The following is a 20,678-nucleotide window of genomic DNA, read 5'->3' on the forward strand; positions in this document are numbered from 1 at the left end:
TGACCAGCACCATGTTGCTGCCGATGAGCAGTTATGCAGGCAATACCAGTAAATTTGCAATCGAAAATCAAGAATATCAATTTGTGACTTTAACTTTTCACGATGTCAGAGATGATGTGGCTGCGGTAGGCGACCGCGATATGTATGCCATTAGTACCAAAAATCTAGCACAGTATTTTGCTTGGCTTAAACAAGAAGGTTGGAATCCGATTCGTTTGGAAGATGTGTGGCAGGCACGTGTAGCTAAAAAGCCTTTGCCGCCTAAAGCGGTATTGTTAACCTTTGATGATGGTGCGCTGAGCAGTTATAACCGTGTTTTCCCTTTACTCAAACAATATGGTTATCCAGCAGTTTTTGCCATTCCAACCAGTTGGATTAATGGCAACACCAAAGATCCATACGAAGCTTATGGCGTGGGTAATATTATGACTTGGGATCAGATGCGTGAAATGCAAAAATCAGGTTTAGCTGAGTTTGCCTCACACTCGGATAATATGCATCATGGTATTTTAGCCAATCCACAAAAAAATATGCAACCTGCGGCCATCACCCGTGAATATTTGCCACAAACACAAAATTATGAAAGCGAGCAAGCTTATCGACACCGTGTGGTAGATGACTTAAAAAAATCTAAAGAAGTATTAAAGCAAGAGTTGGGAATTGACACGCAAACCGTCTTTTGGCCGTATGGTGCAGTGACTAAAGAAAGTGAACTGTTGGCCAATAGAGCAGGTTTGCCGATGTCCTTTAGTTTAGGCAGCGTGTCGACCTTGGCTGATTCCGTCAAAACTTATCAACGTGCTTTGATTATGTCGAATCCGACACCAGAAATGATTCATGAGGAAATGCTGGATTTTCTGACCTATGCGCGTGCGCCTTATAAACAAGCCAAGCGTTATGTTGCTTATGATTTATCTGAAATGGTGAGTCCAGACAACCCCAGCTTCGATGTAAAGTTAGGACAATTGCTGAATCAAGTGAATGCATTAAAAACCAATGTCATGCTGTTGAAAGTGGTGGGTGATGAAAATCACGATGGTAAAATTGATGTGGCATATTTCCCGAATCAGCAATTGCCAATGCGTCAAGACCTATTAAATCGTACAGTTTGGCAAGCGCGCACGCGTATTAGTAATCGTGTTTATGCAGAACTACCGTTAAGTTTAGAAACCAAACAGCATATCGATTTGGCAAAGCTTACCGCTGATTTGGTGAAAAATAATAGCTCGATTGAAGGTTTAATGCTAGAAACTGGCGATGAGCTTTCCTGTGCGATTGAAAATCGACAATGGGATGCCAATTGTACTGCAAAAATTGCACAGGTTTTAGACGTTAAAGAGCGCACCAAGGCACAGGCCAAGTATTACTCCAATATCAGTAATAACTATCAAACTGCACTGAAGATGAGTGTTAACAATAAACGTCTAGAGGGTTTAAAACCGCTGCTTGAACAAAGTTTAAAATATGCTGATTTTCTCTATCTTGAGCTTGATCCAATTGAAAACCCAAGCACATTTAAGGCATTGAAAAAGCAAGTAGCACAACTTAACGATCAGCAGCAACAACATTTAATAGTCAGTTTTACCATTAAACCCAATGCTTCAGCAAAGCAGTGGAAGCAGTATCAACGTGATTATGAGATTTTAAAGAGTCTGTCTATTCAGAAAATTGGTATTGCAGACTATCAATTAGATATGGGTAAAAATATTCAAGAGCATCTTTATGCGCAATTGAGTGCCAATGATAGTCCTTTGAGTTATCGCAATCCCTATGAAACCAATGTTATGAAGGGGATTAGATAATGGATAAGTTTAATTTATTGAGCTTCAGTGATTTTTATTTTGGTTTCGCTTTTTTCTATCCTTTATTTATGGCTTGGATTTGGATTGCAGGCGGACTATGGTTCTACTTAAAACATGAACGTAAGCAAAGTGTACTTCCCAAGCCGAGCGAGCATGGCTGCAGTATTATTATTCCCTGTTTTAATGAGGAAGCACAGGTTCGCGAAACCATTAAATTCGCCATGCAAACGCAGTATCCAGATTTTGAAGTGATTGCGGTGAATGATGGTAGTCAGGATCGAACTGCTGAAATTTTAGATCAGCTGATGTTGGAATATCCAAAATTGCGTGTGGTTCATTTGGCTGAAAACCAAGGTAAAGCCTATGCACTACGTGCTGGAGCCATGGTCAGTCAACATGAATATCTGGTGTGTATTGATGGTGATGCTTTATTACATCCGCATGCGGTATTGTGGATGATGCATCATCTCACCAGTTATCCACGTGTCGGTGCAGTGACCGGTAATCCACGTATTATTAACCGCTCTAGTATTTTGGGTAAAATTCAGGTTGGGGAGTTCTCCTCAATTATTGGCTTAATTAAGCGCGCACAGCGTACTTATGGGCGTATTTTTACCGTATCAGGGGTGATTGCAGGGTTTCGTAAAACCGCATTAGATCGCATTGGCTATTGGCGTGATGACATGATCACTGAAGATATTGATGTGTCGTGGCGTCTACAATTTGACCATTGGGATTTGCAGTATGTGCCACGCGCACTGTGTTATATCTATATGCCAGAAACCCTAAACGGCCTGTGGAAACAACGTCTACGCTGGGCACAAGGTGGAATTGAAGTATTATTCGCTTATTTGCCGCGTTTGTTTAATCTAAAGTTACGCCGTATGTGGCCCATTGTTATCGAGTCAATCGTTAGTGTGGTATGGGCTTACGTGATGTTTGGGATTATTGCTTTATATTTCTATGGGCTGTTTTTCTCTTTGCCGGGCGAGTGGGCAATTCAATCGCTGTTCCCGCAGTGGTACGGCATTATCTTGGGTATGACCTGTCTCATGCAGTTCTTTGTGAGTCTGTTTATTGATAAACCGTATGATAAAGATCGCCTGTTTAGGAACTACTTTTGGGTGATTTGGTATCCATTGTTCTTCTGGATTTTAACCATGTTGACCACCATTGTGGCCTTACCGAAAACAATTTTTAAAACGCAAAAACGGGCACGTTGGATCAGTCCAGACCGTGGGTTTAGAGGAGAGTTAGAAAATGACTAATATGAATTCATCGGTTATTATTGAAGACGAATCTAAACTGGAACTGCCAGAGTATATCGATCGTCCTGAATACGTGCGTAATAAAAGCGTCGGTTATAGTTTACAAATAGCCGGTTGGTTTTTGTTTATGTGGTTATTTATGCCACTGCTTACCATCTTTTTTTGGTTATTTGAAGGTAAAACCATTTATCAGCAAATGATTGTGCAAGCAGAGCCGACCAGTCCTTTAAGTTTGGTACATCTTGCCACAATGATTTTGATCTTTATTGTGGTGTTACTGCTTTGGGCCACTTATAACTGGGTACGTTTCGCCGGCAAGGAGCGCCGTAGCGCTCCTGTGTCGGTGAATGAAGAACAATTGGCAATTAGCTTTAAGGTTAATCCTGTGGATATTTTAAATATGCAACAGGCCAAAAATTTAACCTTATATTATGATGAAGATGGGCGACTGGAGTTTTTTGAAACTAATCAAAGTTTGAAAAAACGACTTTAATTTTGCTGGCGTCAGGATGTTGGCTGACAAAATCGTCAGGATAGTAACCAATATGTTTGACCCCGTGTTTTTCTAACCACTGCATTGTGTCAATTAACTCTTGAGTGGGAATTTTTTGATTATTATGCCAATTGACTGCTTGTAGCTCGAAAATTGTACGATCCAAATTTGGGTCGTATTTTTTTGTTCGCTCAATTAAGTCTAAATAGAATTGCTGATGATTGGTGGCTTCTTCCATATAAGGCATCGCCATGATGGCATTGTAGTCATAATATTGGTAAGTACTGGGCATGGACTGACTAAACCAATTTTCGCTTTGCGGGTTAAGCACAACCGGTGCATACATATTACGTGCTGTTAAGAGCTGGGGATTTTGTTGTTTTAAAATTTTGGTAATGCCTGCGGCAAATTGGTCCAGATATGCAGTTTTAAATTGCGCGAATTCTAATTGTTGTGGATGATTGGGTTGATTTAAAAGCTGCTTGGCATTAAAGCCCAACGTTTGATACATTTTTTGCGCAGCAGGTGAGGCATCCTCATAATCGCTTAGGGTAATATCATCATGATACAAAATGCCATCTACTGCATTATTTTTAAGAAAATCTGAAAAAATATCTGCCACATAGCTTAGATTTTTCGGATCAAATGGCGATACTCGAATATAGCCAGATTTCCCACCTTGCATATGCGACACATAAGACAGATTATAGTTTTTGGGAAATTCCCATGCCATTAAAGGCAGCCATGCATAGACTTGTTGAACTTTGGTTTTGCTGCGAATTTGGTTGAGCAATATTGGAAAAAGATCATCTCTTAACGGAATATGGCGGTTTTTAAAATACACTTGATCCGCTGAACCATTGGCATCAGGATCGGCAAAAGCTTGTAAGAAAATAGTGTTTGGTTGAATGATGTTGATACGCTTTAACAGTTCATTAATATTGTTTTGTTGCTGCTGCTTATCTTTATCATAAATATAATCGATATCAATGTGCATGATGCGCATTTGATTAATTTTATGTACGGCTGTTTTTGAAGTGAAAGGATTGGGGTTTTTATTTTGCTCGACCACTGCATCAATCGGATGATTTTTAATTTCGACCAAACCTGCTGAACAGGCCGATAACGGTAGAGACGCTAAACTTAAATATAGGCTGGAGCATAAAATATTTTTATAAAAAGGCTTTAGATTAATCATGTTGAGTCGTACTCTTTTTTAGTGATAGAAAAAAGGATGGTTTATAAAAGGCTTAAAAATGGACTACAAAATCAGGACTTAATTGCTTAAATAGTTCGGCATAAAAATTCACCATCTGTGTAAAAGACATTAAGCTCTTTATTTTTTATTTCTGCTTATTTTAAATACAGCGGTAAATGATGACGTCTATTTATACGTTCTCATCCATGCGGCTGTATGGTTGCAGCGTATTATAAAACAAATAGACAGATTGTTTGTAAAGTGTGATTTAGTTTTTATATTTAGCATGCTGCTGAAAAATTCTATCTTTATTGTGATTTTTATGCGGCTGGTCAATGATCTACTTTTCTGTATATAGCGCGCTGCTGTGCCTAAATCAATGGATTAGATGAGTGTGAGCAGGCTAAAACGAAAAATGCAGCCCAAAGGCTGCATTTTTTAACATCCAAACAGATTAATGGGCCGCTTTAACCTGAGGCTTTAAGCTTTGCGTAAGACCATTAATATCGCCGCCTTGTATACCCAATTCATTCATCAAGCTATCAATCAGCGGTGCTTGGGTGCGATAACGCAGGGCACTATTCACCACTTGATCCGATAATGCCGTTTGTGCATGTGGTGAGGTTTCATCAGCATGTGCGGTACTGCTGCCCATACCGCCTAAGCCATTGACTTGTAAAATTTTAATTCCTTCAATATTTTCCATCGGTTTTACGCTTTCACGGATAATCTCTGGGAGATATTTTAATAAGGCCAAGCGAATTTGCATTTCGACCTGTTCAGATGACAAGATATTATTGGCTTCATTGACCGCGCGTGTACCTTCTGCATCAACTTGATATTGTTTTTGCATCGCTTCAGCCAACAAAATTTTCGCATCTGCTTGACCTTTGGCTTTTAAGCGTTCTTTTTCTGCATCCGCTTCAGCGCCAATCCGTACCGCTTCGGCATCATCAATTGCTGCTTTTTTCCCTGCTTCGGCAGCAACGGTAATGGCAATGGCATCTTTTTCGGCAGCTTGTTTGGCTGCAACCAATTCAACCGCTTTTTGACGTTCTGCACGTTGTGTTTCACGTACGGTAATAACTTCTTCTTCTGCTTTTACCGCTTCAGCACGCGCACGATCGGCCAATGCTTTCGCTTCAGATTCTTCACGAGATTTTTCTGCAACGGCAATGGCACGGATTTGTTCAGCCAATTCAATGGTTTTTTTCTGTTCTACTTGTGCTTGTTGAATAATTTGTGATTTTTGAATATTTTGATTTTCAACATCGCGCGCTGCGGTAATGCTTTTTAAATCCACTTCACGTTCAGCAGCAATACGGGCTTCTTCGGCTTCACGCTTTTTCGCTGCTTCTTGGATGGCAATTTCCGCCATTTGTTCAGCTTTACGAATTGAAATTTCACGCTCTTGCTGCATTTTTGCATATTCTTCTTCACGCAAAATTTGTAAACGAGCTTGTTCTGCTTCTAGGTTTTTGGTTCGAATGGCCAGATCAGTATCTTGTTCAATATGATTGCGCTTACGGCGACGATCTTCAATAGTTTCGGTGAGCTTGGTTAAACCTTCGGCATCAAAGACATTTTGCGGATTAAAATATTTAAAGCCAGTTTGATCTAAGCCGGTTAGAGAAACTGTTTCTAGTTCTAAGCCATTTTTAAATAAATCTTCGGAGACCACTTGCTGAACTTTTTGTACAAAGTCGACGCGTTTTTCATGCAGTTCTTCCATCGCCATTTCAGCCGCGACGGCACGTAGAGAGTCGACAAATTTGCCTTCAACTAGATTTTTGAGCTCATTCGGTGACATGGTTTTTTGGCCCAAGGTTTGCGCCGCTGTCGCAATCGATTCAGCCGTAGGTTTCACGCGAACATAAAACTCTGCCATGACATCAACACGCATCCGATCGCGGGTGATGAGTGCTTGATCATCTGCGCGGCGTACTTCTAAACGTAGGGTATTCATATTTACTGGAATGGTTTCATGCAAAATAGGCAGCACAATAGCACCACCGCCTAGAATCACTTTTTCCCCACCAAAACCGGTTCGCACAAAAGAAATTTCTTTACTCGAGCGGCGATACAGCTTAGCAATTAGCATACCGATAATGACAAACGCGGCAAAAATGACACCCGCGATAATTAAGATATTGTATAAATTTGACGTTAACATTGTTGTCTCAATGGTTTTATTAAAAGTAAAAAATTAAAGGGTGATGGCTTGAAAACCAATTTTGGTTCTTTGGGTTAAAATGACCGATTGACCTTGTTGAAAAATTTCATCTTGTTCTGGCTCAACCATGACATAGTGCATTTGTCCAAACTGATCCTTTACTTTGGCTTGGGCAGGAGAATTGATTTTGGCTTGACCTAAAATGATTAGCGCTGTGCGGCCAATCAATTCTTCACTATAAATAGCGGTGCTTTCATCTTGGGGCAGAATTTTAGCCAAAAGCATACTGCTATAACGCACCAAAGGCATGCTCAGAAATAAACAGGCGGGCGCAATAATCCAAGCGCTAAAAAATTGTGCGCTAAAAGAATAGAAAATATTTTGAAGAATAAAACCGCTTAAACCATAAATGGTTAAGAAAATAATCAACCAAACAAACAGTGGAATACGGCCAAGATACAACCAATCCAAAACCTGACCAAAAATACTAGATGCAGTATCTAAATTGAACGCTGTATTTGACCCAGCGCTAAAATCATCGGGTAAAAGTTGTTCTAAAAAGCCTTGTGAGCCGCCACCCAACAACAGTAAAACCAGCTCTAAAATGCCGAATAACAACATCAAGCAAATTGAAATGCTAAAAATGAGGTTGGATGGATGAGCAATGAGTTCCCACATTAATTTTTCTCTATATTTGTTTGAGTTGCTATGTAAGCGTTATTAATTCTTATTTACAAAATAAATTCGAGTCAAGATAGCATCCAAGCGGGGAGATGTCTAAATAAAAACGCAATTTGTCGTGTAAATCACCGCTGAATTACCTATGCAGTGTAGGGTTTTTAATCCAAAATATACAGTACGCTTCATCTGCTTAAAAAATCTCGCACAAAAATCTCTATATAGGATTATCAAATAGATGCAAATTCACAGTAAGCCTTGTGGCCGTACTGAGGTGTTTTCAATCTTATCATTTAAATATTGTTCTCAAGCGTTGCATAGCTGTTTGTCGGCTTATTCTTGATCTTAGTGACATCCTAAAATGAGCTATAACAGAGTACGAATTTTGAGTCAGTGGACGCGTTGATGGAGGTTTTTATCTGTTAATTTTGTATGTAGAGATAAGTCAAATTTTTATAAAAACTACTTATTTTAAACACAGTCTGAGCATCAATTGAGCTTTATCATCGGATCGTTTTTATATGATAATTTTGCATATTAATATCATAAAACAAGCAATAGTTGCGCTAACTAAATCTTTATAATGAATAAATATTTTTTTAATAAAGTGTAATCAATACACGTTGATCTGAGTTGGTGTTGTCGATGTCCATAAATGAGGAAAGACTTACTCATCTTAAACAGCTTGAAGCTGAGAGTATTCACATTATCCGTGAAGTGGCTGCCGAATTTGAAAATCCGGTCATGTTGTATTCTATTGGTAAGGATTCAGCAGTCATGCTGCATCTGGCGATGAAAGCATTTTATCCAGCCAAACTTCCCTTTCCATTATTGCATGTCGATACTGGTTGGAAGTTTAAAGAGATGATTACCTTTCGTGACAACATGGCAAAAACCCATGGTTTCGATTTGATTGTGCATCAAAATAAAGAAGGCAAAGACGCTGGAATCAACCCATTTGATCATGGTAGTTCCAAATATACCGACATCATGAAAACCCAAGGCTTAAAACAAGCTTTAGATAAATATAAATTTGATGCCGCCTTTGGTGGCGCGCGCCGTGATGAAGAAAAATCACGTGCCAAAGAACGCGTGTATTCATTCCGTGATCATAAACATCGTTGGGATCCGAAAAACCAACGTCCTGAATTGTGGAATTTATACAACGGTAAAGTCAATCAAGGCGAAAGTATTCGTGTCTTCCCATTGTCCAATTGGACTGAACTGGATATTTGGCAATATATCTATTTGGAAAGCATTCCTTTGGTGCCGTTATATTTGGCCGCAGAACGTCCTGTAGTTGAACGCAGTGGCACTTTAATTATGGTTGATGATGAACGCATGCCACTCTTTGAGGGCGAAGTTGCACAAATGAAATCGGTACGTTTTCGTACTTTAGGCTGTTATCCGTTAACGGGTGCGGTTGAATCCAAGGCTGATAACTTGCCAGAAATTATCCAAGAGATGTTGCTTGCCACCAGTTCAGAGCGTCAAGGTCGCATGATTGACCATGATGAAGCGGGCTCGATGGAAAAGAAAAAGCAAGAAGGTTATTTCTAAGCTTTATGTCTTATCTAAAACGATTTCAATATATTGTGGAGCTTTGAGCATGTCTCATCAGTCGGATTTAATCAGCCAAGATATCTTGGGTTATTTAAAACAACATGAAAATAAAGACTTACTGCGCTTTTTAACCTGCGGTAACGTCGATGATGGTAAAAGTACCTTAATTGGCCGTTTACTGTATGACTCGAAATTGATTTATGAAGATCAATTACAAGCGGTGACCCGTGACTCGAAAAAAGTCGGTACCACGGGAGATGCACCTGACTTAGCCTTATTGGTGGATGGTTTACAAGCCGAACGTGAGCAGGGCATTACCATTGATGTGGCTTATCGTTATTTCTCGACAGAAAAGCGTAAGTTCATCATTGCCGATACTCCGGGGCATGAGCAATACACGCGTAACATGGCCACCGGTGCATCGACCTGTGATTTGGCAATTATTTTGATTGATGCGCGTTATGGGGTGCAAACGCAAACCCGTCGTCATACTTATATTGCCAGTCTTTTGGGTATTAAGAACATTGTGGTTGCCATTAACAAAATGGATTTGGTGGAATTTTCTGAAACACGTTTCAATGAAATTCAAGCTGATTACGCCAATTTTGTTAGCCAGTTGGGCGCGCGTAAGCCTAGCAATATCATCTTTACCCCAATTTCTGCCTTAAATGGCGATAACGTGGTGAATGTTTCGGAGCATACACCGTGGTACACGGGTGAAACCTTAATGGGTACGCTGGAGTCGGTGCAGATTAACCGTGAAACGATAAAACGCGATTTTCGTTTTCCGGTGCAATATGTCAATCGTCCGAATCTCGACTTCCGTGGTTTTGCCGGCACTATTGCACTTGGTGAAATTCATGTCGGCGATAAAATTATTGCCTTGCCATCAGGGAAAGCCTCAACGGTGAAAGAAATCGTCACTTTTGATGGCAATCTTGAGCATGCTTTTGCCGGTCAAGCGGTGACATTAACCCTGAACGATGAGATTGACGTCTCGCGCGGCAATATGTTGGTACGTGCCGATCAGGGTGTACCGACCATTTCCCGTGCAGTGAAAGCCACTGTGGTGTGGATGGCCGATCAACCTTTGGTACTGGGTAAATTGTATAACATTAAGATTGGCACACAAACGGTGCCTGCCAAAGTCACAGCAATTCACTATCGCACCAATGTGAATACGCTAGAGCAGATGCAAGTTGAAAGTCTTGAACTCAATGCAATTGCCAATGTTACGGTTGAATTTGATGCACCGGTGGTGTTTGATCGTTATCAAGACAGCCGCTATACCGGCTCGTTTATCTTCATTGATCGTTTAAATAACGTCACGATTGGTGCAGGCATGGTGGAAGAGTCTGTGGAATGGTCTGCGCATAGCAATCCAGTCACAGCGGAAGACCGTGCGGCACGTTTAGGACAAAAACCTGCGTCTATTAGCGTGCCTGCCAAAGCTTTGCAACATGCACAAGCACTTGAAAGTTTATTGCTTCAACAAGGGATTGTGGTGATTGCCAAAGCAGATTTAGATGCTGCACAAGTGGCCTTGCTACGTGAAACCGGAATTGCCGTGATTACGGCTGTGACTGAAGGTACCGATGCAAGCTTTGCTGAAGATAGCATTGAAGAGTTGGCAGAAAGAATTGGGCAATTGGTTCGTTTATAAAATCGAGCGCATTAAAAAAAACCCGCTTAAAGGCGGGTTTTTTTGATTCATTTTTATGATGCTAAGGATGAAAATAGAGTGAAAATAAAGTTTTTAAATTAATTTCTTTTGCGTTTAAGCTGCTCGCTACGGTTATTCTCAGCACAGCAAGCAGTGATAAAGAATATGAGTATCATAGAAATAAGGAATTTTATTATCTCAAGTTCCAAACATAGCCCACTTTGCCTGCATTCTTTAAATGCTTAACATCAGAGCGGAAACTTAAAAATCAAACTTACAGGCCAAGTTGTTTAAAAATTTGCATGTATTCAGCTAAAGTCTTCACGCCTGCAATGCGTTGTATAACAACACCATCCTGAAAAATAAGCGTCGAAGGTAAGCCGTAAACGTTATAGCGCAAGGTCAAAATAGGCGCTTGGTCGACATTTACTGTGCCAAACTTTATATGCTGCCCAAACATCGTGGTTAATTGCTCAAAAACAGCATAGTTTTGCATACAGGGCGCACACCATCTGGCATAAAAACGAATGACTGCGAATCCTCTATATTGCTCATAATCACGATAATTATTTTCATTATATTGCATTATTTCAGTCATACATTTCTCTCGATCAAGCGATTAAATATATCCATGATTATACATAAGTCCACTGTTCTTCATTCTGTTCGGGCTTTATGTTCAAATACAATCAGCACCATTGAAATCCAAAATAAAAGGGAAGTCTTCACATGTCACAGGCACAGATGCAACAGGTTATTATTAGCGAAGTTGGTGGTCCAGAAAAATTAGCCTATGAAACGGTAACCATTCCTACTGCGCAAGCAGAGGAAGTTTTGGTGAAAGTGCATGCTTTTGGGATCAATCGTCCCGATATTTTACAGCGTCAAGGCTTATATCCGATGCCTAAAGATGTCACACCTGTACCGGGCTTAGAAGTTGCAGGAGAGATTGTGGCAGTGGGTGCAGAGGTCACTCAATTTAAAGTAGGCGATAAAGTCTGTGGTTTAACCAATGGCGGCGGTTATGCCGAATATTGTGTGGTGCCTGCAAGCCAAACGTTAGTGATCCCTGAAGGGTTGAGTTTTACCCAAGCCGCAGCCATTCCTGAAACCTTCTTTACGGTATGGGCAAACGTGTTTCAAATGGGCCAAGCCAAAGCCGGCGAAACCGTTTTGGTGCATGGTGGAAGTAGTGGCATCGGTACCACTGCTTTAATGCTCTGTAAAGCGCTTGGCATTCAAACCTTTGCCACCGTCGGTTCAGACGATAAAATCCAAGCCATTGCGCATTTAACCACTGGCATTAACTATAAAACACAAGACTTCGAACAAGTCATTAATGAAAAAACCGACAACGCTGGGGTGGATATCATTTTAGATATGGTCGGCGCACCGTATTTAGAGCGTAATTTAAACTTACTGCGCCGTGATGGCCGTTTGGTTTATATCGCTTTCTTAGGGGGTGCTAAAGCCAAAGAGGTCAAACTGGGTCAAATTATGATGAAGCGCTTGACCATTACCGGATCAACCATGCGTGCACGTACCACGGCAGAAAAAGCTGAAATTGCCCAAGGTTTACAGCAACAGGTTGCACCGTTTTGGGCCAAAGGTGAATGTTTGCCGATGATTTATAAAACCTTTAACTTTGATCAAATTGTTGATGCACATATCGCGATGGATACTGGCGAACATATCGGTAAGATTGTGGTGAATGTGCTTTAAGTCTGAATGATGCAGGTCCCTTTATCTGCTTAAGATAAGGGGGCATTGCTGTAGAACAGCAAGAGAATATTTGATCATGCAAAAGAATATGCTGTGCTGAACGTTTGATGTTTGATTTCATCGCTACTGAAATAACAGACATAAAAAAACCAGCACTAAGCTGGATTCTTTATTCACCATTTTAAAGTCACTTTAAAATGGTGCCCGGGGCCGGACTCGAACCGGCACGCTTTGTGGGCGGGGGATTTTAAATCCCCTGTGTCTACCTATTTCACCACCCGGGCGTTACACAAGATTGGAGGCGGAGGTCGGAATCGAACCGGCGTACACGGAGTTGCAGTCCGCTGCATGACCACTCTGCCACCCCGCCATCTCTTGGTGATGCACATATTAGCAATCTTTGAAAAAAAAACAATACTAGAAACAGTGTATATGCACATAAATTCGGCAGATAGAATAAAAATGCCTAAATAATCATGTATTATTTGCAAAATTGATTCAGATCTACTTTGGAGGTGTGCCGTGGCATTGGTTTTAGATGGTCGTGCATTAGCAAAAAAAATTGAAACTGACTTATTCGCACGTGTAGACGCGTTAAAAGCAAAAACCGGTCGCACTCCAATTCTGGCGACTATTTTGGTCGGTGATGATGGTGCATCTGCAACGTACGTGCGCATGAAAGGCAATGCTTGCCGCCGTGTGGGCATGGATTCATTAAAAGTTGAACTGGGTAGCGAGACCACCACTGAACAATTATTGGCTGAAATTGAAAAACTCAATGCTAATCCAGATGTGCACGGGATTTTGTTGCAACATCCTGTACCGGCACAAATTGATGAACGCGCATGTTTCGATGCCATTGCCTTAACCAAAGATGTCGATGGTGTCACCTGTCTCGGTTTCGGTCGCATGGCGATGGGTGAAGCCGCCTATGGTTCAGCCACACCTGCTGGGATCATGACTATTTTACAAGAAAACAAGATTGAAATTGCCGGTCAGCATGCTGTGGTTGTCGGTCGTTCTGCTATTTTGGGTAAACCAATGGCAATGATGTTGTTACAAGCCAATGCCACCGTGACCATTTGCCATTCACGCACTAAAAATCTGGCTGAACTGGTGAAACAAGCCGATATTATTGTTGGTGCCGTCGGTAAAGCAGAATTAATCCAAAAAGATTGGATCAAACAGGGCGCTGTTGTGGTTGATGCTGGTTTTCATCCACGTGAAGGTGGTGGTGTAGGCGATATTCAATTGGTTGGGATTGAAGAAGTCGCTTCTGCCTATACTCCCGTTCCGGGTGGCGTAGGTCCGATGACCATTACCACTTTGATTCGTCAAACTGTTGAAGCGGCTGAAAAAGCGTTAACTTAAAGTCCCATCCGGTTTGAATAAAAGCTATGTGAATTTTAAGTTTGCGTGGCTTTTATTTTATATGAAGGAGGGTGCTCTCTAAATAATGTGTGCTCTCTTTATAAATTGAGTTTTTGGAATAATCTTCGGTTTGATCTGTTTTAGTTTTGGCAAAACTAGGCAAAATCATTGTCATCCACAAAACTCGTCATAAAACATCACTTATCCTATCAATCGCAGCTACATTAAACTTTAAATGTAGCGCTGCCTCGAATAGTTAGTGAGTGACGATTACGCGTATTAGATTTTTTGAATTATTTCATACATATATAAGCACAAAGGTTTTATTTACATGAGCTGTACGTTTCAATGGGCTAAACCTCCCGAACATTTAATTCAAGCCCTGCATGAAGTGATTCCAGACTGTGAACTACTTGCACAGCAATTGCCTGAAACGCCTATTTCGCTGTGGCTCATTCCACCGGTTTTTCCAACCGATCGTTTAGATGATGAAGTGATTCGCCGAATTTGGAACGATACGCCATATTGGATTTTCTGTTGGGCATCGGGTCTGGCAATGGCGCAGTGGTTGCTGGCAGAGCCACAGCATGTCAAAGGCAAAGTGGTACTCGACTTTGGTGCAGGATCAGGCGTGGTGGCGATTGCCGCGAAGATGGCAGGGGCAAACCGTGTGATCTGTTGTGATATCGATCCAATTAGTTTAGATGCTTGTCGTGCCAATGCAGAATTAAACGGGGTGGAACTGGAATATTTAGAAGATTTATATCAAGCAGAACCGGTTGATGTGCTGTTGGCCGCAGATGTTTTATATGATCAGTGCAATCGTTTTTTCTTAGATGAATTTTTAAAATTTTCCAGTGAAGTTTGGGTCGCAGACAGTCGGGTGAAAAATTTTAGTCATCCTCAATATCAAAAACTGGATGAGCGCAGTGCCACCACGTGGCCGGACTTAGATGAATCCAAAGAATTTCGCAATGTTAGTTTTTATAAGACGCTGTAATTCACAGCGTCTTTGTATTGAAGTCGTGCCTTAATTATCCTTAAGAACACATATAGCGCACAACATACAGCGTGCTTGGACGTGCATCTAACGATTGGCGATTGGCAATATTTTCATTGTTGTACAAGTCAGGAGTATTGCTTAAGCCAATGCTGGTGCGACTTTGTCCGAGTTGACGGCCATATTGCTCGGTTTGCAGCGCAGGGTTGGCAATTTCATTAATACTTAATATGGTTAAACGATATTCATTCTGCGCGCCCAGTACTTTTTGACAAGCGCGTTGTAATTTGATTTTATCCAGTTCTTGGTTTTTGCGACCGGCCAAGGTATAAGCCAAAGTGGCAGATGTTGCGGACTGGCTTTCGATTTGATAGCCGACATTGCCATTGTATGCATGCGGAGCACTTTGACATGCCGCTAAGCCAAAGCTCAGAAAAGCCAAACCGAGTAATTTGTAAGTGTTATTCATATTCAAAAGTTCCGATTGTTCTTGTCGATTTAAGTATGCCACAGGCGGGGTTTTTTAACGATCGAATCCAGTGCTATTCGGGTAGAAGCTTTGGATTGGTGCTTATAAAAAAGCCTTTCACAAAGAGAAAGGCTGCTTAAAAAATGTTGAGGGATTAGTGTTCTTTAATTTCTGAATTGTATTTGGTGTCTTTCATAAAGATATACACCACCAACGAAATTGAAATTAAAATGGTGACATAAATAAAGAACCACGATTCATGACCGGCTTCTTTAAAGCTCAGTGCAAAAAACTCCGCTGTTCCACCAAACAAGGTATTGGCCAAAGCATACGGCAGTGCAACGCCTAAGGCGCGAATATGCGCTGGAAACATCTCGGCTTTCACCACCGCATTAATTGAAGTATAGCCCGTGACAATGACTAAACCAGCTAAAGAAATCCAAAATGCCGACCAGTAATCATGAGTTTGACCTAGTTTATCAAACAAGAAGTAGGTAAATAATACCCCCAGAACACCAAAGCCAATCATCAATGGTTTACGACCAATTCGATCTGATAAAGCACCGGCAAAGGGTTGTAAGCACATAAAAATAAACAGTGCGAGGGTGGTGATTTGTGTGGCTTGCGGTTTACTAAAGCCAGAGGTGTTCACCAAGTATTTTTGTAGATACGTGGTATAGGTATAAAAGGCCACTGTACCGCCGGCGGTTAAAAATAGCACGGTAAAAGCTTGTTTTGGATAGTTTTTAAACAATGAAAACATGCTGGATTGAGGTTGATCTTTGTCTTTTTTTACATTTTTAAAGGACTGCGTTTCAAGTAATCCACGGCGGATATAAAACACCACAATGGCTAAACATGCTCCAATAAAGAAGGGGATTCGCCAGCCCCAAGCATGCAACTGCTGCTCAGTCAGTACAAACTGTAAAATGAGTAATACACATAAAGCGGTAAGCTGTCCGGCAATTAAGGTCACATACTGAAAGCTAGAGAAAAAACCACGTCGGTCTTTATCGGCCATTTCGGTTAAGTAGGTGGCACTGGCACCATATTCTCCACCGACACTTAAGCCTTGAATTAAGCGCGCCACAACCAAAATAATGGGTGACAATATACCGACTTGATCATGCGTTGGAGCGATGGCAATCATTAAAGAACCAATACACATCAGGGTGACAGAGAAAGTTAGACCTGATTTTCGGCCCTTTCTGTCTGAATAAATACCCATAATCCACGCCCCAATCGGGCGCATTAAAAAGCCGACGGCAAAAATGGCAGCAGCTTGTAGCAGTTGTGCGGTTTGGCTGCCTTTGGGGAAAAATGAGTGCGCAAAATATAAGGTGAATGCAGCATATACATACCAGTCATACCATTCGACTAAGTTGCCCGCTGAGCCGCCCAAAATAGATTTGACCCGTGTTTTGGTGTCTAATGTCACTTGTGGCACATTGTTTTCAATCATAGCGAGCAGTCCATTTTGTTGTTATTTCTAAATACTAGGCCAATTATTTTGTGGGTATAAGCGCCGCAGTTTTTAATTTTGTATGAAAAGTGTGCAAAACTGATGATTTAAATTCTAATAATTTGAAGGCAGTATTTAAAAGCATCGTATGCGTTTTAATTTTTCAGCCATCTGATGCTGGTGTTATTTTATCTTTATCTGGTGATTCAGTCATTTCTGGGTGTCATTTCATTTTGAATAGTGTTAAGTTTTTAAGAACAATAAAAAATAAATTCTCTACTTTACGCCCGATAACAGGAGGTGCGCATGCCAGTAAATCATCCAATTTATGATGTTGTGGTTATTGGGGGTGGCATCAATGGTGTCGGTATTGCGGTGGATGCCGTGGGGCGAGGGTTATCAGTTTTTTTATGTGAAAAAGATGACTTGGCCAGCCATACCTCCTCTGCCAGCAGTAAGTTAATTCATGGTGGTTTGCGTTATTTGGAACATAAAGAGTTTCGTTTGGTACGTGAGGCATTGGCGGAGCGAGAAGTATTATTGGCTAAAGCGCCGCATATTATTCGTCCATTACGCTTTATCATGCCGCATCAGCCACATTTACGTCCGGCATGGCTGATTCGCACCGGTTTATTTTTATATGATCATTTGGGCAAACGGAAAAAATTAGCCGCATCCAAATCGATAAGGTTTGCTGCCAGCAGCAGTCCTTTAAAAGCAGAAATTACACAGGGCTTTGAATATTCTGATTGTGTGGTCGATGACGCACGTTTGGTGATTTTAAATGCGCTACAAGCACATGAACTCGGTGCAAAAATAGCCACACAAACGCGTTGTATATCCGCACATCAACAGCATGGCCTTTGGATGGTCGAGTTACAAAATGCACAAGGGATTTACCACGTGCAAGCAAAAGCCTTGGTCAATGCTGCTGGGCCTTGGGTGGCGCAATTTATTCAAAATAATTTACAGCAAAAATCGCCACATGGCCTGCGCTTGGTGCAAGGCAGTCATATTATTGTGCCAAAAATCTACGCTGAAGATAAAGCCTTTATTCTACAAAATGAGGATCAGCGTATCGTTTTTGCTATTCCTTATTTAACGCAATATACCTTAATTGGCACCACCGATCGTGAGTATCAAGGTGATTTAGACCACGTTCAGATTACTGAGACAGAAATTGATTACTTGCTCAACGTTTATAATGCGCATTTTAAACATCAATTAACGCGGCAAGATATTTTTGCGAGCTATTCTGGGGTGCGCTCTTTATGTGATGATGAGTCGGATAATCCCTCGGCCATTACCCGTGATTATACTTTGGCTGTATCACAGCAGGAAAATGCCGCGCCACTATTGTCAGTCTTTGGCGGTAAACTTACCACCTATCGAAAGTTGGCAGAATCGGCCTTAAAACACTTGGCCATATTTTTTCCAGAGATGAAAAAGCCATGGACCGCCACAGCTTTATTGCCCGGTGCGGAAAATTTGCTTTCAGTGGAGCAGTTAATTGCGCAAATCATGCAAACGGTATCAGATGTGCCGTTTGAGTTGGCTTTTCGTTGGGCACATGCTTATGGTTCGCGGGTATGGATCTTTTTACAGGCGGTAAGGACACTGGATGATTTGGGTCAAGATTTTGCTCATGGCTTATATGCCAAAGAAGTCGATTATTTGGTCGAGCAGGAATGGGCAATCAGCAGTCAAGATATTTTATGGCGTAGAAGCAAGCTTGGTTTTCAGTTCAGTCTGGATGAAATTCAAGTGCTGGATCAGTATCTGTTAAAACTGCATTTAAAAAGAGCGCAAGCCAACGCCGCTTAAAGTGTTGAGCAGATAAAGGTTAAAAAATAGCTATAAAAAAAGGTCACCGAAGTGACCTTTTTATCTTAAAGCTTGATCAATAAATCAGACTTAAGCAGATTCTTGAACCGCTTTTAAAAGTTCGTTTTGACGAATTTTCAATGCAGCCGGTAAGCGATCACCTAATTTCGTGAACAGTTCGGTGTGGCTTTCAAGCTCTTTAATCCATTGTCCTTTGTCTTGCGCTGTAACGGTATCGAATTGCTCTTTAGAGAAATCAATGCCGTTCCAGTTCAATTGCTCATACGTTGGAACTAGACCAATTGGGGTTTTAGTCGCTTCAGCGCGACCTTCACAACGATCGATCATCCACTCAAGCACACGCATGTTTTGACCGAAACCAGGCCATACGAAGTTACCCTCAGCATCGCGGCGGAACCAGTTTACATTAAAGATTTTCGGTAATTTGTTGCCGGCAGCTTCAGCTTTCACTGCAACTTGCTCACCCATTTCTAACCAGTGTGCGAAGTAATCTGCCATGTTGTAACCAACAAACGGCAGCATCGCAAATGGATCGCGGCGCACAATACCTTGTTGACCCACAGCAGCTGCAGTGGTTTCAGAACCCATGGTGGCAGCTTTATATACGCCATCGACCCAGTCGAATGCTTCAGATACTAAAGGCACAGTATCAGCACGGCGACCACCAAAGATGAATGCAGAAATTGGTACGCCCGCTGGGTTTTCCCAGTCCGCATCAATTGAAGGGCATTGACCTGCACCTACAGTAAAGCGCGCATTTGGATGAGCGGCTTTTTCACCAGCCGTATGTGTTTGACCTTTCCAGTTGGTTAAATTGGCTGGCGCTTCTTTGGTCAGACCTTCCCACCACACTTCACCGTTGTCTGTCACAGCAACGTTGGTATAGATCACGTCGTGTGTCATGGTGGCCATACAGTTTGGATTGGTTTTGGTGTTGGTACCGGGTGCTACACCAAAGAAACCAGCTTCTGGATTGATGGCATATAAGCGACCATCTTCACCTGGTTTGATCCAAGCAATATCGTCGCCGACAGTTTCAATTTTCCAGCCTTCATAACCTGCTGGTGGAATCAACATTGCAAAGTTGGTTTTACCACACGCTGATGGGAACGCCGCTGCGATGTAATGTTTTTCACCTTGTGGATTGGTCACACCAAGGATCAACATGTGTTCAGCTAACCAGCCTTGTTGACGACCCATAAATGAGGCAATACGTAAGGCCAAGCATTTTTTACCCAGTAATGCATTACCGCCGTAACCTGAACCATAAGACCAGATTTCACGCGTTTCAGGATAATGTACGATGTATTTTTCAGGATTACACGGCCATGAAACGTCTTTTTGACCCGCTTCAAGCGGCGCACCAACAGTATGTACGCAAGGTACATATTCACCATCTGTACCCAAAACGTCATAAACCGCTTTACCCATACGCGCCATTTTAGACATGCTGACAGCAACATACGCTGAGTCAGTCAGTTCGATACCGATATGTGCAATATGGCTGCCTAAAGGCCCCATAGAGAAAGGTACGACATACAACGTACGTCCTTTCATTGATCCTGCAAATAAACCGTTCAAACGCGCGCGCATTTCTGCAGGCGCTTCCCAGTTGTTTGTCGCACCTGCGTCTTCTTGTTTTTCTGAGCAGATATATGTGCGACCTTCAACACGAGCAACGTCAGAAGGATCAGAATTGGCTAAGTAAGAACCAGGATGCTTGTCTTGGTTAAGCGCTTGCATGGTGCCGTTCGCGATCATCAAGTCGATAAGACGTTGATATTCTTCAGCGCTGCCATCACACCATTCAATTTTTGCTGGTTGCGTTAATTTTGCAATTTCTTCAACCCATGCAATAAGCTTAGGGTGACGAACGAATTCTGGTGCGTTCACTTCGGTCATGGTGAGGCCTATCTCAAATGTGTACAGTTAGAATGTACAAAGTACAATCGAGGCAATGGGGTACATCGC

General features: G+C 41.6%; 16 protein-coding genes and 2 tRNA genes. 9 read left to right on the forward strand and 9 right to left on the reverse strand.

Features of this window, described 5'->3' with window-relative positions; genetic code table 11:
* Positions 1 to 23: 23 nt before the first annotated feature.
* The 3 genes from pgaB (SE27_RS05430) to pgaD are packed head-to-tail and all read left to right on the forward strand — an operon-like array spanning position 24 to position 3,563.
* Positions 24 to 1,802, forward strand: coding sequence for a poly-beta-1,6-N-acetyl-D-glucosamine N-deacetylase PgaB (pgaB, locus tag SE27_RS05430; protein WP_406564547.1), 1,779 nt, complete (start codon positions 24 to 26; stop codon positions 1,800 to 1,802).
* Entirely contained in the window at positions 1,802 to 3,070 is a 1,269-nt protein-coding gene (gene pgaC / locus SE27_RS05435) for a poly-beta-1,6-N-acetyl-D-glucosamine synthase (protein ID WP_039621549.1), read from the forward strand. Before pgaB (SE27_RS05430) ends, pgaC begins: the two co-directional genes overlap by 1 nt.
* Entirely contained in the window at positions 3,063 to 3,563 is a 501-nt protein-coding gene (gene pgaD, locus SE27_RS05440) for a poly-beta-1,6-N-acetyl-D-glucosamine biosynthesis protein PgaD (RefSeq protein ID WP_148308920.1), read from the forward strand. Before pgaC ends, pgaD begins: the two co-directional genes overlap by 8 nt.
* Here the strand turns inward: pgaD and pgaB (SE27_RS05445) are convergent.
* The 3 genes from pgaB (SE27_RS05445) to SE27_RS05455 form a co-directional block, all read right to left on the reverse strand.
* On the reverse strand, positions 3,535 to 4,761 hold the full coding sequence (pgaB, locus tag SE27_RS05445; RefSeq protein ID WP_081406877.1) for a poly-beta-1,6-N-acetyl-D-glucosamine N-deacetylase PgaB: 1,227 nt from the start codon (positions 4,759 to 4,761) through the stop codon (positions 3,535 to 3,537). The two genes, pgaD and pgaB (SE27_RS05445), sit on opposite strands and share 29 nt — an antisense overlap.
* A gap of 454 nt (positions 4,762 to 5,215) precedes the next feature.
* Positions 5,216 to 6,934, reverse strand: coding sequence for a flotillin family protein (locus SE27_RS05450; RefSeq protein WP_039621552.1), 1,719 nt, complete (start codon positions 6,932 to 6,934; stop codon positions 5,216 to 5,218).
* Positions 6,935 to 6,967: 33 nt separating this feature from the next.
* On the reverse strand, positions 6,968 to 7,612 hold the full coding sequence (locus SE27_RS05455) for a YqiJ family protein (protein ID WP_039621554.1): 645 nt from the start codon (positions 7,610 to 7,612) through the stop codon (positions 6,968 to 6,970).
* 651 nt (positions 7,613 to 8,263) lie between these two features.
* On the opposite strand from SE27_RS05455, the gene cysD reads away from it, so the two are divergent.
* Positions 8,264 to 9,172: a sulfate adenylyltransferase subunit CysD gene (cysD, locus tag SE27_RS05460; protein ID WP_171160741.1), complete on the forward strand. Its 909-nt coding sequence runs from the start codon at positions 8,264 to 8,266 to the stop codon at positions 9,170 to 9,172.
* Between the two features lie 49 nt (positions 9,173 to 9,221).
* Entirely contained in the window at positions 9,222 to 10,838 is a 1,617-nt protein-coding gene (gene cysN / locus SE27_RS05465) for a sulfate adenylyltransferase subunit CysN (RefSeq protein WP_039621558.1), read from the forward strand.
* Between the two features lie 274 nt (positions 10,839 to 11,112).
* On the opposite strand, the gene SE27_RS05470 is transcribed toward cysN, so the two are convergent.
* Entirely contained in the window at positions 11,113 to 11,436 is a 324-nt protein-coding gene (locus tag SE27_RS05470; protein WP_039621560.1) for a thioredoxin family protein, read from the reverse strand.
* 131 nt (positions 11,437 to 11,567) lie between these two features.
* On the opposite strand from SE27_RS05470, the gene SE27_RS05475 reads away from it, so the two are divergent.
* Complete coding sequence (locus tag SE27_RS05475; RefSeq protein WP_039621562.1) at positions 11,568 to 12,560, forward strand: NAD(P)H-quinone oxidoreductase; 993 nt, start codon at positions 11,568 to 11,570, stop codon at positions 12,558 to 12,560.
* Between the two features lie 198 nt (positions 12,561 to 12,758).
* Here the strand turns inward: SE27_RS05475 and SE27_RS05480 are convergent.
* Both SE27_RS05480 and SE27_RS05485 read right to left on the reverse strand, forming a co-directional pair.
* Positions 12,759 to 12,844, reverse strand: a tRNA-Leu gene (locus SE27_RS05480).
* Positions 12,845 to 12,856: 12 nt separating this feature from the next.
* A tRNA-Cys gene (locus tag SE27_RS05485) sits at positions 12,857 to 12,930 on the reverse strand.
* A 152-nt stretch (positions 12,931 to 13,082) separates the two neighbouring features.
* Here SE27_RS05485 and folD point away from each other — a divergent pair.
* Together folD and SE27_RS05495 are read left to right on the forward strand one after the other, a co-directional pair.
* Positions 13,083 to 13,931, forward strand: a complete 849-nt coding sequence (gene folD, locus SE27_RS05490; RefSeq protein WP_039621563.1) for a bifunctional methylenetetrahydrofolate dehydrogenase/methenyltetrahydrofolate cyclohydrolase FolD — start codon at positions 13,083 to 13,085, stop codon at positions 13,929 to 13,931.
* Positions 13,932 to 14,262: 331 nt separating this feature from the next.
* Positions 14,263 to 14,931, forward strand: coding sequence for a class I SAM-dependent methyltransferase (locus SE27_RS05495; protein WP_039621565.1), 669 nt, complete (start codon positions 14,263 to 14,265; stop codon positions 14,929 to 14,931).
* A 40-nt stretch (positions 14,932 to 14,971) separates the two neighbouring features.
* Here SE27_RS05495 and SE27_RS05500 read toward each other — a convergent pair whose 3' ends face one another.
* Positions 14,972 to 15,400 (reverse strand): hypothetical protein, encoded by a 429-nt coding sequence (locus SE27_RS05500; RefSeq protein ID WP_039621567.1) that lies wholly within the window; start codon positions 15,398 to 15,400, stop codon positions 14,972 to 14,974.
* Positions 15,401 to 15,554: 154 nt separating this feature from the next.
* On the reverse strand, positions 15,555 to 16,862 hold the full coding sequence (locus SE27_RS05505) for an MFS transporter (RefSeq protein WP_039621569.1): 1,308 nt from the start codon (positions 16,860 to 16,862) through the stop codon (positions 15,555 to 15,557).
* Between the two features lie 306 nt (positions 16,863 to 17,168).
* On the opposite strand from SE27_RS05505, the gene glpD reads away from it, so the two are divergent.
* Positions 17,169 to 18,686 carry a glycerol-3-phosphate dehydrogenase gene (gene glpD, locus SE27_RS05510; RefSeq protein ID WP_039621571.1) on the forward strand — a complete coding sequence of 506 codons (1,518 nt, stop codon included), beginning with the start codon at positions 17,169 to 17,171 and terminating at the stop codon, positions 18,684 to 18,686.
* 90 nt (positions 18,687 to 18,776) lie between these two features.
* Here glpD and SE27_RS05515 read toward each other — a convergent pair whose 3' ends face one another.
* Entirely contained in the window at positions 18,777 to 20,609 is a 1,833-nt protein-coding gene (locus tag SE27_RS05515; RefSeq protein WP_039621572.1) for a phosphoenolpyruvate carboxykinase (GTP), read from the reverse strand.
* Between the last annotated feature and the right edge of the window lie 69 nt (positions 20,610 to 20,678).

The sequence above is a fragment of the Acinetobacter harbinensis genome (assembly GCF_000816495.1).
GTDB lineage: Bacteria > Pseudomonadota > Gammaproteobacteria > Pseudomonadales > Moraxellaceae > Acinetobacter > Acinetobacter harbinensis.